Genomic DNA, 15,214 nt, shown 5'->3' on the forward strand with positions numbered 1-15,214 from the left:
GCCCCAGCCGCCGCTACCGCCCCCACGAACACCGCCCCCGCCAACGTCGCCTACTTCGCGGGCGGCTGCTTCTGGGGTCTGGAACGCTACTTCCAGAACGTCGACGGCGTGGCCGACACGACGGTCGGCTACGCGCAGTCCAAGGTCGAGAACCCGACCTACGAACAGGTCTGCTCCGGCGCGACCGACGCCGCCGAAACCGTGAAGGTGACGTTCGACCCGCAGCGCGTCACCCTGCGTACGCTGTCGCTGCTGTTCCTCGAGGTGATTGACCCGTTCTCCGTGGACCGTCAGGGCGAGGACACGGGCCGACAGTACCGCACCGGCATGTTCTTCACGTCCGAAGCGCAGAAGTCGACCTACATCGCCGCGATCGAACAGCTCATCGACCGCATCCCGCAGCGTCCGGCCGTGCTCATCGAAGAGCTGCGCAACTTCTACCCGGCCGAGGCGCACCATCAGGACTATCTCGTCAACAATCCCGGCGGCTACTGCCATATCCCGCTGGCGGCGATCGCGAACGTGAAGCGTCGCCAGAAGTACGTGGACAAGATCTGGGACCTCACGCTCGAACAGTTCGCGGTCACGCAGAACGCCGCCACCGAGCGCCCGTTCGTCAACGAGTACGACCACACGTTCGAACCGGGCATCTACGTGGACGTGGTGAGCGGCGAGCCGTTGTTCTCCTCGCGCGACAAGTTCGATTCCGGCTGCGGCTGGCCCGCGTTCTCGAAGCCGCTCGTCGCGTCTTCGCTCACCGAGCATGAGGACGACCGTGTGCCCGGCCGCCCGCGCATCGAGATCCGTACCGCGGACACGCAGATCCATCTGGGTCACGTGTTCACCGACGGCCCGAAGGACCGCGGCGGCCTGCGGTACTGCATGAACAGCGCGTCGCTGCGGTTCGTGCCGCGCTCGCGGATGGAGGCGGAGGGGTACGCCGCGTGGATTCCCGCCGTCGACGGCACTGAAGGCGACGGCGGCACTGACGCCGCCGACGGCGAGTGACGGTCCGACGTGACGTGCGGCGTCCGTCGCACGCCGTCGCACGCCACATCGGAATTGCGTCGGATCAGGACAGTGCGGCGACGGCGTCGTACGCGACGGCGACGACGGACGAGTCCGGCATGAGCATCGTGAGGAAGCGCGTGTACGCGCCGGGTACGCCGCCGGTACCGGTGGCGTACGCTCCCGTCGGGGTGCCGTACGTGCCGCCGGTGGGAGCTGCGGGCGCGGAGGACACGACGTCGGTGACGGGCGCGAAGGCCGGCGCGCCGGAAGCCGGCGCGCCGTAGAACGCGTGGAGCACGCCGCTGCCGGTGTCGGCGATGACGCGCGTCAGCGTCGACTCGACGGTGCCGGGCAGTCCGCCGTCGAGGGCGATGACGAGCGCGGTGCGGTCCTGATGCATCAGGGAGTCGTGTCGCGTGACGCCTTCGTAGGATTCCGAATAGGTGAGCAGGTAGATGCGTACGTGCTGGCCGTGGAGCGGGCGGTCCATGAGCATGCCGATGGAGCGGTCGTAGGCGCGGTCGAACGGCGGGATTTCGCGCGGGACGGGGACGCCGGCGCGTGCGGCCACGTCGTCCAGTCCGTCCGGTCCGCCGATGACGGTGGTGCGGCCGCCGAAGCCGTGGATGGTGGTGTGCATGCCGGTCGTGCCGCGCAGCAGTCCGATGTAGGTGGCGCCGCAGCGTTCCGCGACGGCTTTCGCCTTCGCGTTGGTCCAGACGACCGCGGGTCCGCCGCCGATGGTTCCGGCGACGTAGGCGGATGCGACGGGCGCGGATGCGACGGGTGCGGATGCGACGGGTGCAGTGCCCGTGGGGTCGCCGTCCTTCGGCTTGCGGACCGCGACGACGACGCCCGCGATCGCCGCGACGACCGCGAGCAGCAGTCCTCCTATGGTGACGGTCCAGATGATGATGTCCACCGCGCTCATTGCGGCTCCTTCCGTTGGGGATGTGCCGGCTGTTCGGATTCGTCTTGTCTGTTCGAATCCGTTCTGCACGGTCGCGTCCGTTTACTTCGATGGTAAACGCATCGGGGGTGCGATGGTGGGTGATGGTGCGCACGTCGGGCGATGGTGCGCGGCGCCGCGGCATGGTCAATCCCGCTTCACCACGTAACGGGTGCTGCGACCTGCGCCGATTTTCCGTATGCGGCCGGCGTCAAGCAGCGATTTCAATGCGCGTTCCACGGTGGTTGTGCTGATGTCCGGTAGTTGTTGCAGGATATCCGCCTTCGACATTGGGGTCAGCGTATGCGTGAACAGGTCGGCGATGCGCTGTTCCTTGGTCATCCTGCCGGAGTCGGCGTTCCTGGTCAAGACGTCCATGCGTTCGTCGAATGATCTGTACGCGGCGAGGGTGATGCCGAGCAGATAATTCACGAATGGCGCATAATCGTTGCGGTCGTCGTTCCAGCCTTGCGTGCTTGCAGCCAGCGCCTCGTAGTAGCTTTCCTTGCTGCGCTCGATGAGATGTTCGATGCTGATGTATTTGCCGACCTGGTAGCCGCTGCGGTAGAGCAGCAGAAGCGTCAGCAGTCGGCTCATGCGCCCGTTGCCGTCGTTGAACGGGTGGATGCAGGTGAAATCGAAGATGAACATGGCGATGACGAGTAGCGGGTCGATGTGCGGTTCGTGCATCGCATTCGCGTAGGCGGCACATGCGCGTTCGATGAATTCGGGTGTGACGAGTGCGCTGGGAGGTTCGAATCGTATCGTCTGGTTGCCTTCGTCGTCTCGTTCCACGATGATGTTGTCGCTGTCCTTGAAATGCCCGCCGAAAGTCAGTCCGGTGTATCGGAACAGGTCGCGATGCAGTTGAAGAATGACGTTCGGTGTGAGCGGGATGTAGTCGTGGCTTTCGTGGATGGTGGCGAGTACATCGCGATAGCCGGTAATCTCCTCTTCGGCACGGTTCCGCGGTGTGGTCTTTTCCATGACGATTGCGTTGAGGCGTGCATCGCTGGTGGAGATTCCTTCGATGCGGTTCGAGGCGTTGGTGCTTTGGATGCGTGCGGCCCTGACCATGGTGTCGAGGACGTCCGGGTGGACTGCCGTCTGTATGCTTTGTCTGCCTTTGGCCTCGTGGATGGCGGTCAGCAACGAGGTGGTGCGAGGGGTGAGCAGTTGTTCGGCACGGTGTATGTAATCAAAGTTCTTCATGCTGACTTTCCGCTGGTTCCCGGCATTGGTTTTTCTGCCTCATGCGCGATTCTTCTGCATCATATTACCTATAAATGAGGCAGAAAAGAGGGGAGGTGGCGTCGAATAGGCGCATGTTATGTGGACTTTGGCGGTGAGGGGCAGATATAGTGCGGACGACGGGTCGCCCGCTCCGTTTTTCTGCCGGTATGCGGCGCGTCGGTTCAGCGGGTCAGGTGGCGGTAGATTTCGGACGCCCACGCGGTGAACGGGTCGGTGCCGGGGGCTCCGTTCGTGCCGTCGAACGGCTGGTAGCCGACGTCCGTGTGGATCTCGTGGGTATTGGCGTCCGCGGTGATGCGCAGTTCGGTCGGCTCGTCCACGTGGTAGGCGGCGCATGCGGCGCGGTAGTCGTCCATGAGTTCGCGTCCGTGTGCGAAGAACGCGCGACGGTCCTCGTCCGGTTGGTTCTTCAGCAGGTCTCCGGCACCGACGAGTCCGTTGCCGGCGTGGAAGAAGCAGTCCCAGTGCGATTGGCCGTCTTGGACGAACGCGTGCACGTAGGCGGTGGTGACGCGTCCGCTGGCGATGGCGTCGGCGCTGATGAGACTGAGGGCGTGCATCGCCATGTTCCTCTGGAGGACTCCGGTCTGCACCGCGAATCGAGCGTTGATGGATCGTTGCGGGGGAGCGGCCGGTGTGGTGTCGCCGGGTTGCGTTGCGTCGGTGCGCATGGTCCGGACGGTGATGTGTACGTCCTGCGGTGCAGCGGGTTGCGTGTGGGCCTGCGGTGCGACGGGTTGCGTGGCCGGCTGCGCGACGGCGGGTTGCGCCGACGGCCGCGGCGCGTCCGTCGCGCGGGCGCGACGTGCCTGCCGTGCCGCCCGTTCCAGCGCGTCGCGCTGCTCCCGTGCGTACTTGCGTACGGTGAGGAAGAAGACGAGCCAGGCGAACAGCATCGCAAGGTCGATGGTGACGGCGAAGGTGAGTCCTTTGGCGCCACCGTAGGCGAGTACGCACACGATGGTCGCGATCACGCCGATGACGATGACCACCGGCAGTGCGATGAGGGTGTGGTGCAGTCGCTTTGCGTAGTCCGGCTGCTGTGGGTCGTGTTGGTTGTTGCCGTTGACCACGATGTCTTCTCCGTTTCCGCCGGCAGGCATGTCTTGCGTTGGCGCGTAGTGGTTTCATGCTATCGCCGGACGAAGGGCGCTCCCGGTGCGTCGGACCTGAATTCATGCGATGTTCATGTCGCCGCCCGTGTGGGTTGCCCGGGTGGGTCGCCCGGACGGTGACATGGTCCGTTCAGCTGGTCAGGTGGCGGTAGAGTTCCGGGTCGAGCGGGTGGGCCAACCGCAGCGTGGAGAGCATCACGTTCACCGTGCCGCTGCCGTCCGCCTTCGGTCATGATCTTGCCGATGCGTCTTATATGATGCCGGCCATGTACAGCGGCATGTCCTTGATGGCGCCGCCGTTGTGGTGCTTGCGGGTGGAGAACCGATAAGCTGTGGGGAAATCGTATTTGCGGACGGCGGCTATGAGTGATTTCGCCTGTGTGTGATCGCCGGCTTTGACCTCCACGGGAATCACCTCGCCGGATGTCTCATAAAGGAAATCGAGTTCTCCGCTGGAGTTCGATGCCGACCAGTAGTAGGGGATGGTGCCGAGTTTCGCCGTCAGGTGCTGACAGACGAATTGTTCGATGAGCGCCCCTTTGAATTCACGGAACAGTTGGTCTCCCTCGATAAGGGTCCTCACGTCAAGTCCGCTCATGGCGCCGAGCAGGCCGACGTCGAGACTGTAGAGCTTGAACGCCGCTTCATCCTTATAGGCCGATAGCGGGTGCAGCGGGGCGCTGACACGCGGTACCCGCAGTACCAGTGAAGAGTCCCTAAGCCATTGGATTGACAGTTCGAAGTCCTTGCCGCGTCCTCCGGAGCGGACCGCTCCGTAGATGAACTTCTTGTTTTCCTTCGCGAGCTGTGCCGGCAGCGAATCCCAAACCTGATTCAACCGAAGGGTGAAGGAGGCTCCGCGCTCGCCGGCGCCGGTATGCTTGGAGAAGTCGTCCCGATAGTCGTCCAGCAGTGTGCGTTGGATGGTGCGGATGCCGGCGAAGTCCACATTGGGGAATGTTCCGGCGAATCGGAGCACCGCGTCGGGCATGCCTCCGACGTACAGGTAATAGCGGAACCATGTCATGATCTTGTCGTGCATGACGTTGATGAGGTCGAAGTCCTGCGACACGAGCAGGTTGGTGATGGAATCCTGGCCAGCCGCTTCGAGGAATTCCATGAACATCATCGGATAGAGCTTCAGACGTCGTACCTTGCCTACGGGGAATGATGTTCCGGGGTGCATGGCGATGCCGAGGCTTGAGCCCGTGGCAAGCACGTGGTATTGCGGCGCTGTTTCGGCGAAGGTTTTCATCGAGAGGAGCGCGCGCGGAACCTCCTGCACCTCGTCGAAGATGATCAGTGTGTCTTCGGGTGTGATTCTGGTTCCCGATTCGATGGACAGCGCCGGAATCAGCCGTTCGAAGGTGAGATCCGATTCGAAGAGCGCGCGCATGGTGGCGTTGTCATAGAAGGAGACGTAGGCGACTTTGTCGTAATGCGCGCGACCGAATGCGTTGGCCAGCCATGTTTTACCCACCTGCCGTGCCCCTTCGAGCAGCAGTGGCTTGCGGTTGGGGGATTCCTTCCACGCTTGCAGTTTCGTGCATCAGCAACCGCTTCATAACGCCATTCCTCACATTTTCATGCGGACTTTCTGCTTATGGAGTTACATTTTCAGGCGGACTTTTAGGATGGAACGGCACATTTTCATGCGCACGTGGAAGGTGTGGGCGTGCTCATGCGTGTTCTTCCGCCCCATCGTTTCCGGATGGGGGCGGAAAAACGCGGTCCGGTGATGTCGCCGCCGTTCATTCAGCTGGTCAGGTGGCGGTAGAGTTCCGGATCGAGCGGGCGGGTCAACCGCAGCGTGGAGAGCGTCACGTTCACCGTGCCGCTGCCGTCCGCCTTCGGTTTGGTCGTCAACGTCGGATGCTCGAACGCCGCCACATGGCCGACGTAGTAGTACTTGCCGTCGTTCTCCTCCGCTTTGCGCATGACGAACAGCGGAATGAAGTGCGTACGGTCCCAATCGGGGCTGTCCTGCCCTTCCTGGACCCATCGGAACTCCGGCGACTGCGGTGTGCGCCCGTTCTTGCTGTAGTAGCGCATCTCCTGCGTGTTGAGGAATTCATCCTCGTATTGGCTGGCCGCATACTTCACGAAGATCGGCATCGTGTCGGTGTCCTTGTCGAGCAGGTACCCACCCACGTTCTGCGGGGTATTCTCCTTCGACCAGCCGCACAGGCGCATGACGTCCGCCATCGAATACTTGTGCTCGTACAGGAACGCATGATCGAACGTGCGTTGGTTCGCTCGGGCTTCCTGGAACAGGTCACGGCAGTTGACGAGCCCCGTACGCAGCGTATCTGCGAAGAAGATGCGGAATGTGCGGTTCGATGCCAGCATGGAGGCGAACGCTTCACTGAGACGGTATGCGGGATTGTTTCCCGCCGCATCGGAGCCGATCGTCTCGATCAGCGGTTGTTCTCCGAAGCGCTTGCAGTTCGGGCCGGTGAAGTACGAGTAGTCGAGCACGCTGACGGCGGAGTCGAATTGCGCGTCGGACAGGTCGGCTTGTGGGAAGTCGCTGCGGATCGCGTCGATAAGCATGTTGCGGGTCAACGGTTCGGACGGCGTCCAAGCGTCACGGGATTCGGGATCGTCTCCCGGGCGTTCGTCGGCGAACCGGCACAGCCGGTCGAGGATGACCAGCTCGTGCGGGCGGATGCCCGGCAACAGCAGTTCCGTCGCCATTTTGAGGATGGAGTCCTCGACTTCGCTGACCGGTCCCAGCTGGTCCTCGAAGGACTGTTCCTTGCGTTTGCCGCCGCCGAGGCTCTTCTCGCGCGAGCGCACGAAATCGAGGTAGTTGCTGCGCTTCGACGCCAACGTGTACGGCAGCGAAGAATCGTAGGCGTAGATGTCCATGAGCATCGGGATTCGTCCCAGCTCGTAGCGCACCTGACGGTACTGTTCCGAAAGCCGTTTCATCTCGGACCAGTCGGCGGTATCCAACGACTTCAGTACGCGTTCCTTGGCGATCGGATCGAAGCTGATGGACGACAGTCCGATGGACTTGCGCTGCAGGTTCTTGCGTGCCTTGTCGCGGTCGCCGGTGTTGCCGTACAAGGCCACCGGAATCAGGTAGTTGTTGTTGTAGTTGCCGATGAAGTCGATGACGACGACGCTGTCCTTGTGCGGGAACTTGCGCAGGCCACGGCCCAGCTGCTGGGTGAAGATGATGCTCGATTCGGTGCTGCGCAGCATCACGATCTGGTTGACCGCGGGAATATCGATGCCCTCGTTGAACATGTCGACCGTGAACAGGTAATCCAACTTGCCTTCGGTGAGTTGTCGCACGTATTTGTCGCGCTGTTCCTGGGAGAGCGGCTTGCCGTCCTCGTCTTTGCTGGTCACGGCAGCGGTGCGGTAGAGGCGTTCCGCCTGTTGGTTCCACTGCTGGTTGAACAGTCGGGACAGCTCGTGCGCCTCCTCCTGACGGCTGCAGAATACCAGTCCGGTGACGGGCAGGTTGAACTGGCCATATTCCTGCAGCTTGTCGATGATGTAGCGCACGCGCTGCTCGCTGGCCAGCTGCTTGATCTCGTATTTGATCTGCTGGGATTCCTTGCCGCTAAGCCCTTGGGAGACGTCGAGCCGGTGGCCCACCGTGTGCGTGTGCCCCTGGTTGTCCTGATACGTGGCGTCCTGCGTACCGAGATATTCGGCGACGCCGTAGTAGTGGAACGGGCAGAGCATGTTCTCGTCCAACGCCTTCTGCAGGCGGATCTCGTAGGCGATGTTGTGTCCGAACAATTCGAAGATGTTGATGCCGTCGGTGCGTTCCGGGGTGGCCGTCATGCCGAGCATGAAGTCGGCGTCCCTGAAATGGTCGATGACGCGCTGGTAGCCATCGGCGCCGGCGTGATGCACCTCATCGACCAGCACGTAGTCGAACTCGTCGGAGGCGAACTGGACCAGTACCTCCGGCTGACGCATGGTCTGCACGGTGGCGAACACGTACTTGCGGTCCTGCTGCTTGCTGGTGCCCGAGTAGAGTCCCAGTTCGGATTCGTCGCAGCCGAGCACCTTCTGGTAGGACTTCATCGCCGCTTTGAGAATCATCTGCTGTTGCGCGATGTACAGCATGCGCTTCGGCTTGTAGGTACGTACGTCGAATGCGGACAGATAGGTTTTGCCGGTGCCGGTGGCGGATACGATGATGGCGCGGTGCTCGCCTTGTTCGCGTAGTATCTCAAGGTTCGCCAGCGCCTCGCGCTGCATGGCGTTCGGCTGGATGTCCTGGCCTTCGAGGGATTTGAGGATATCGTGGCGCGGCGGCGCGTACTTCTTGAAATCCTCCTCGTACTGCTGGATCCATTCCTCGGTGAGCGGTACGGAATCGGCGACCTGCGAGTCGATCTCTTCGCGCACTTGCTCGACGAGCTCGCCGTCCGCCAGCGAGGAGACTTTCAGATTCCATTCGCGCTGGGTGCTCAATGCGGCGCCGGTGAGGTTCGAGCTGCCGACGAACAGTTCGTAGTAGGGGGTGCCGTTGCGCATGCGACGTGCGAAGACATAGCCTTTCGGATGGAATGGTTGTCCCTGCGCGCGTGAGGTGTCGTCGTTGGTGCCCTCCCAGACTCGTACGTCGACGCCGGTCGTGTCCTGCAGGTGCAGCAGCTCCCAGAAGGCCTGCGGATCGTTGAAATGGTTCTTGGTGGAGGTGATCAATCGGCTGGGCCGGCGTTCGGCGCCGTCGGCCGTGGCACTGGCTGCGGCATTGGCATGATGGCTGCGGAAATCCTCGAACAGGCTCAGCAACGCATTGGTCTTAACGAATGCGACTGAGATGTCGAAGGCGTCGCTGTTCGTGATGGCGTCGCTGATCTGGTCGTGCATGGTGAGACCGCCGGGGCGATTGGAGATCAGCGTTGGTTTGTAGTCGCCGGAGGCGTCCGGTCTGGGCGTGATGAGACCCGAGATGGCGCCTTCTATTACGGAGTGCATCGCATCGTCATCGGTCTCCTGCGAGGTCGGAAGGTTGAGCTGCAGGTTGATGGTCGAGTCTGTGTTGGCCATGTGTCGTCTCCTGGCTATGGGGTTTGCCGAACGTCTTTTGTCCGTGGGTGTGAATGATGCGCGAGCGGTGCGTGGGGCGGGGTTATCTCGTCAGCGTCTGTTTGCTGGCGATGATGCCGACCGCTTCCCGGTCGACCGGCGCCCAGTCAAGCTGCGGCATTTCGGCCGGTTGCAGCCAGCGGATGTTCGTATGTTCGGTCAGTCGCGGCGTGCCCGCGGTCAGATGGCAGATGAATGTGGTGAGACGTACGGTGCCGAAGTCGTAGGCGTACTCGCTGGTGCACACCTCGTCGGCGACGTCGACCTCGCACAGCAGTTCCTCTTCGATTTCGCGATGCAGCGCCTGCCGTGCGGTCTCATGCGGTTCGATCTTGCCACCGGGGAATTCCCAATATCCGGCGAGCGATTTGCCCGGTCCGCGCTGCGCGCACAGCACCGCACCATCGCGGACGATCGCCGCGCCAACGACATTGATGATCTTGGTCGTGGAGTTACCTGCTGCCATGCGGCCAGGATACAACGGCTATGCCGGAAACACGGTGATTAAACGGTGGCCGTAGATTGCGGCCCGGTTGAACCTCAGCTATCGCATGTATGACGAACCGCGTGAACGTGTTGCTTTGCTTGATCTGGCCGGGAAGGAGTGGGATCATAAGTCGTACAACGTTAAGGAGCGTTCGCGATGTCTGAATATCGTATTGATGAGCTATCTGTCGGCCAGCTGAAAAGGATTAAGATTCCGCCTTTTCAGAGAGGTTTTGTCTGGACAAGGAAGAAGCAGGAGGATTTTGTCCAGACATTGCATGATGGGTATCCCTTCGGTACCCTGTTGGTATATCCAGAAAATGATAATGACAAGGATTCGCTTTTGTTGCTGTTGGATGGGCAACAGCGCTTGTCTACGATTCGTAAGTACCAGGATAATCCGCTGAGTTTTTGGAAGCCTCTTAATCGCGAAAAATACTCTGAGGCATATGGCAAGGTTAATGAAGCCTTGTCGGAGTCGGCCCAGTTGACGGAGGCGGAGTTCGACAGTATCGTAAGCGACCCGGGATGGACGAGGTGGCTTCTGACTGCCGATATGGTGGATAAGGCTTCCGGGAGCCTTCAGATATATGATCTGATTAGTAACCTGAATGCAAGTATTAAAGAATATGTTGATCTAGAGCAGCTGAAGATTCCGATGATTGTTTATCTCGGTAGCGAAGATCATATTGCTGATGTGTTTGCTAATCTCAATAAGGGTGGTGTTCCACTTAGCAAATATGAGGTTTTCAGCGCGGCTTGGGTGGGTGCAACTATTCAATTGGAACCTGCTGAGGAGTCCGTGTTGCAGGACCGGATCCTACAAAATGTCAAGAACTATTATCTTGATAAGAAAAAGGAAGCAGAGTTTGACTTGGCGTCTTTCTCTGAAGATGATCTAACCCAAAGCCGAGTGGTTTCGCTGCCTGAATTTGGGACGGCTTTGGGTCAGTTTATTGTCGATAATCTTCCCGCTCTTGTGCCCAATACGAGCAGCGCTGCTCAAGAGTTGGGTTTTGGGTTGCTTGGTGTTGCCGAGGGGCTTGATAATCGCAAGCTAAATACGCTTAACACATATAGGGACGATATTCAGAATTCTTTGGAAGATATTCTGCAAAAGACGGAGCGCATATGCAACAATCTTCAGAGCATGTTTGATGCATTGTTGCGTAGGTTTAAGGCAACCGGCAATGATTATGAGAATGGTCTTTCTGCGACTTTTAAGACACTGTCCTATTTTGCTGCTTTGTGGGATTTTGATCCTTCCTCTGAGGAGTACAGGAAGGCATTGAGCAATATCAAAGCATATTATGTCTATGATGCTATTACGTCCGCCTGGTCGTCTCATGGTGATCAGCGATTGCTGGAATTCTGCAATGGGAAGCGTGATTACAATTCAAAAATCGAGGTGGAGAATTTCAGGCGTGCGTTTGATCATTGGATTGGTGACCAGACTCCGGGAATCAATTTCAGCAAGGAGATCAAGTGCCTTGTCACTATTCATGCTAATCTCAGTTATCTGTCGGCGTCGGTGCCTAATGGTGAATCGTTTGAACTTGAGCATATCATTGCAAGAAAGCGTATTGATTCGGTAGATAATCCGAAATCGCGTCGTATCCTCGGGGGGTCTTTGGGGAATTGCATGTATTTGCCGAAAACCGACAATAATGCGAAAAAGACGAAGACTCTATATGATGTGAACGGCCACGGTCAGTATTCGCAGTTGATTGTAGATTCGCAGTATTTCACAGAGGAGGATATGGCTGCTGCTGGACGCATGCTGGAGTCTCATGATTTCGAGGGCATTAACGGTCTACTGAAGGACCGTTCGCGGCGAGTTGCATATACGCTAGTCGACTCGTTGCTTGCCGGAGTTATCAAGAGTTGAGCGAACAGCAAGAAGCTGCTGACGGCGTAATGTCGAGGTTGCGCAAGTAAGGATAGTTGCGCCAGCAATTGGATTGTCGGACGGGCTAATTGCTGGCGCACCTGGCGCTGATAATTGTGCGAATAGTTCGCGGAATTCCCCTCTGCTCAGGCGTGGATGTCGAGCTGTGCCCCATCATGTCGCAGCATCGGCGGTCGTCAGTGAAACCGTAAGGTGGATGACGGCGCGATCGTGGATCGGTCGTGGATCTCCTCCCCATGCGGATATCGGCATGTGCGCTCGTCGATCACGATGGTCGTAACGCCATGATCATCGAGATGGAAGCGAGACATGAATGCCGCATCTTCGTTATCCGCAACCGGACGGGCCCGTCGTCCCCACGCTCCGCAACATCGAACGGCGAATGGCGCAACTGGACTCGAAGCTCTACAACAAGGCGCTGGAACAGTATCGGAACCGTGAGATTCACCCGGAGTGGGAATGCTACCAATTGGACGGAAGCACGTTTATCACTCAGGAGGCATTCGAAGCGATCGTCGGTGATGAACGTGAGCGCTACATGGCCTGGAAGAACGGGTGCATCGATGAATGCTCCGCCCAATACTGGAACGAGCCGGCGGTCATGTCGTATCTCGTCGATCGCAGCATCGAGGAAGGCGACGGCGGTGAATGCTGCTGGATCGATGCCCAGCCGATCGACTATGCGCGGTCATGCACGTTCGCGCCAAGCGACCTGCTGCAACGTCGGAATTGTGATTGGCAGACGGTGGCAGCGGCGGACAACGGACTCACGTACGCGCTCTACCGCCATCCGCACGTTGATGTCGTCGAACGCGACGGCAAACCGACGTTCATCTCCGACCGCAATCCCGAACGCTCCGCTACCGCCGACTATCGCGAGGATGTATGGCGCATGCAGGCGTTCCTGCGCGACAAGCCATGCGCCGCTCCCGTCGCCTTCGACTGGCGTGGTGTGCCCTGCCTCGGCGAATATGACGAATCCCGTCGTCGTTTCCAATCGGCGAAAACGGCCTTTGACTATGCGGTCGAATGGGTGGATGACGAGACCTGGTGACCATCAGAGAGAGGTGCCGTCGCCTCTACCGCCCCACCACCACGTCGCGATCGCGGTTGATGAAGGTGATGCCGGCGTCGGCGTCGTATTCGTGACCAGGAGCGGCGAGAACGTCGCCGTCGTAACGCAACCGGCCCGCGGCGATCGTGAACCGGGCGCGAGTGACGGCCGCCACGCCATCGCGTTCACCGCAATACCGAGGCAGCGTGAACGAACGCGACGCATCCGCCGGAAACAGAATCGTGTGCGCCGGATGCGACTCCAACGCATGGTCGTATCCCATCGAATCGGCCGTCGTGCGCAGGCCGGTGCCGAACAGGCGCGGCCGCACCCTAACCGCCACCAAACCATCCGGACCAATCGAACCAATCGGACCAACTGAACCAGTCGAACCAGCCAGACCAACTGAACCATCCGACGCGGCGCGGGAACCTCGTCGCGCGGCCGCAACCGACGCAACCCACGGCGCGCCCACCAGCAGCGCCAACGCCAACGGCACATCCCAATTCACGCCGAACGGCTGATCGCCATGCGTCATCCAACCGATCAGCAGCCGCCCATCCGTCAGCGCCAACAGCGCGAACAGCACCACCCACGCAGCCGCCTCCGCAGCCCACGCCGCCGTGGACCGGCGGACCGGATCGCGCCACACGCTCCGCGCCAACCGCGCGCTGCCCGTCAACCAGACATCCGGCGTGCCCTCCACGCGTGTGGACGGTCGCGCAAAGGGCCGCGCATCCAGCGGAGCCTCCGGAGACGCCTCCGATTGCGGATCCGTCATATGCGAGACCGTCGCCTGCGCATCCCTTTGCGGGTGAACCCCCAACCGCGTCATACGAATTCCCATACCGCCATTATCGGTCTTCCCGCGATGCACCGGAAGTGAGAGCCGGAACAATCGGCAAGCAATGCGTCGCTTGCTCGCTTTTACCGGTCATACTAGTAAAAGTGGGGAAACCTAGTAAACTTTTACTATCATACTAGTAAAAGTCTGGAGTCGAATATGAATCAGCCGCCGCAAACGTCTCAAGAGCAGCCGCAACAGCGGCGGCTGAAGAACCGTCCCACGTATCTCGCCAAGTTGCTCATCGCCAAAGACAACGGCCTCATCAAAGTCATCACCGGCATGCGCCGATGCGGCAAATCGTCGCTTCTCGAGCTTCTTGCCCAACGCCTCGTAGACGATGGCGTCCCCAGTGACCATGTCATCTCCATCAACCTTGAATCCTTCCGATACCATGCCTTCGACGCCGAACGGCTGTACCGGCACATCGATGGACTCATGCAACGGTCCGGACGCCACTACCTTCTCCTTGACGAAGTGCAACTCGTCGACGGTTGGGAACGGGCCGTCAACGCGCTACGCGTCGATAAGGACGTCGACATCTACCTGACTGGCTCGAACGCGCACCTGCTTTCCAGCCAACTCGCCACATTGTTGTCCGGACGGCACGTCGAAATCCGCGTGTTCCCGCTGTCGTTCCGCGAATTCCTGAACTACGCGGGAATCGACGATTCCCCTGCGGGTCGTACGCTCGCCTTCGAGCGGTACACGCGCTATGGCGGACTGCCGCCCGTCGTCGACCAAGGCTTGAACCATTCGCTCGTGCACACCGTTCTGTCCGGAATCTACGACACCATCCTCGTGCGTGACATCGCCCAGTATCTTCAGATCCGCAATCCCATGGTGTTCAATGACGTGACGCGTTACCTCGCCGACACGGCGGGATCGCCCGTGTCCATCAGCAACATCGAGCATCGGCTCAAAAGCGCACACAGGCCCACCTCCAACGAGACCATCGAACGGTACATCTCCGGCCTGTTGGACGCATTCCTGTTCTGCCGCGCGCAACGTGTCAACGTGAAGGGCGGTGGTTACCTGCAAGGGCTGAGCAAATACTATCCCGCCGACCTCGGCATCCGGAACATGCTGCTCGGATACCCGGCCGGTGACTTCGGACTCCTGCTCGAGAACGTCGTGCACAACGAATTGATCTCCCGCGGATACGATGTGCAGGTCGGTAAGATGGACAACCTTGAAATCGACTTCGTCGCCACCCGCATACGTGACGACCTCACCCGGGAACGACTGTTCATCCAAGTGAGCGCCAGCATTCTGGACCCGCATACGCGGTCGCGAGAGCTCGAACCGCTCCAGCGGCTTCGTCGGCTGGGACTTGACGGTGACGGCAAACGCATCGTGCTCACATTGGACACACTGGGTTTGGGCGTGATGCCGGACGGCGTCGGCATCATCAACGCACTGGATTGGCTGCTTGACCAGCCGGCGGCGGAGTCGTGACACACGATGCCCCAGACTCCTCCGGAGGCGCATCCGTCACCTGCCGACGTCGTCCCCGAGAGGTCGCCTG

Annotated in this window: 11 protein-coding genes; 4 read left to right on the forward strand and 7 right to left on the reverse strand. The window is 60.1% G+C overall.

The window, feature by feature from the left end; translation table 11 throughout:
• A partial coding sequence (gene msrA, locus JS531_RS08265) for a peptide-methionine (S)-S-oxide reductase MsrA (protein ID WP_240542126.1) occupies window positions 1-1,008 on the forward strand: 1,008 nt, incomplete at its 5' end.
• A 64-nt stretch (window positions 1,009-1,072) separates the two neighbouring features.
• Here the strand turns inward: msrA and JS531_RS08270 are convergent.
• The 6 genes from JS531_RS08270 to JS531_RS08295 all read right to left on the reverse strand — a co-directional run bounded on the left by JS531_RS08270 (window position 1,073) and on the right by JS531_RS08295 (window position 9,859).
• Window positions 1,073-1,942 carry a hypothetical protein gene (locus JS531_RS08270; RefSeq protein ID WP_214315007.1) on the reverse strand — a complete coding sequence of 290 codons (870 nt, stop codon included), beginning with the start codon at window positions 1,940-1,942 and terminating at the stop codon, window positions 1,073-1,075.
• A 165-nt stretch (window positions 1,943-2,107) separates the two neighbouring features.
• Window positions 2,108-3,172, reverse strand: a complete 1,065-nt coding sequence (locus JS531_RS08275; RefSeq protein ID WP_214315009.1) for a Fic family protein — start codon at window positions 3,170-3,172, stop codon at window positions 2,108-2,110.
• 203 nt (window positions 3,173-3,375) lie between these two features.
• Window positions 3,376-4,287 (reverse strand): hypothetical protein, encoded by a 912-nt coding sequence (locus tag JS531_RS08280; RefSeq protein ID WP_214315011.1) that lies wholly within the window; start codon window positions 4,285-4,287, stop codon window positions 3,376-3,378.
• Between the two features lie 292 nt (window positions 4,288-4,579).
• Window positions 4,580-5,869, reverse strand: coding sequence for an ATP-binding protein (locus JS531_RS08285; protein WP_346427775.1), 1,290 nt, complete (start codon window positions 5,867-5,869; stop codon window positions 4,580-4,582).
• A 215-nt stretch (window positions 5,870-6,084) separates the two neighbouring features.
• Complete coding sequence (locus JS531_RS08290; protein ID WP_240542135.1) at window positions 6,085-9,282, reverse strand: DUF3427 domain-containing protein; 3,198 nt, start codon at window positions 9,280-9,282, stop codon at window positions 6,085-6,087.
• 154 nt (window positions 9,283-9,436) lie between these two features.
• Window positions 9,437-9,859, reverse strand: coding sequence for a (deoxy)nucleoside triphosphate pyrophosphohydrolase (locus JS531_RS08295; protein ID WP_214315017.1), 423 nt, complete (start codon window positions 9,857-9,859; stop codon window positions 9,437-9,439).
• Window positions 9,860-10,036: 177 nt separating this feature from the next.
• Here JS531_RS08295 and JS531_RS08300 point away from each other — a divergent pair, with 177 nt between their 5' ends.
• Window positions 10,037-11,767 carry a DUF262 domain-containing protein gene (locus JS531_RS08300; RefSeq protein ID WP_214315019.1) on the forward strand — a complete coding sequence of 577 codons (1,731 nt, stop codon included), beginning with the start codon at window positions 10,037-10,039 and terminating at the stop codon, window positions 11,765-11,767.
• A 403-nt stretch (window positions 11,768-12,170) separates the two neighbouring features.
• A complete protein-coding gene (locus JS531_RS08305) occupies window positions 12,171-12,842 on the forward strand; it encodes a hypothetical protein (RefSeq protein WP_214315020.1) in 672 nt (223 codons plus the stop codon).
• Window positions 12,843-12,867: 25 nt separating this feature from the next.
• Here the strand turns inward: JS531_RS08305 and JS531_RS08310 are convergent, their stop codons facing one another.
• Window positions 12,868-13,623, reverse strand: a complete 756-nt coding sequence (locus JS531_RS08310) for a hypothetical protein (RefSeq protein ID WP_214315021.1) — start codon at window positions 13,621-13,623, stop codon at window positions 12,868-12,870.
• Window positions 13,624-13,845: 222 nt separating this feature from the next.
• Between JS531_RS08310 and JS531_RS08315 the strand changes: the two genes are divergently transcribed.
• Complete coding sequence (locus JS531_RS08315; RefSeq protein ID WP_214315022.1) at window positions 13,846-15,144, forward strand: ATP-binding protein; 1,299 nt, start codon at window positions 13,846-13,848, stop codon at window positions 15,142-15,144.
• The last annotated feature ends 70 nt before the right edge of the window (window positions 15,145-15,214 follow it).

The sequence above is a fragment of the Bifidobacterium sp. CP2 genome, assembly GCF_018555635.1.
GTDB classification, from domain to species: Bacteria; Actinomycetota; Actinomycetes; order Actinomycetales; family Bifidobacteriaceae; genus Bifidobacterium; species Bifidobacterium saguinibicoloris.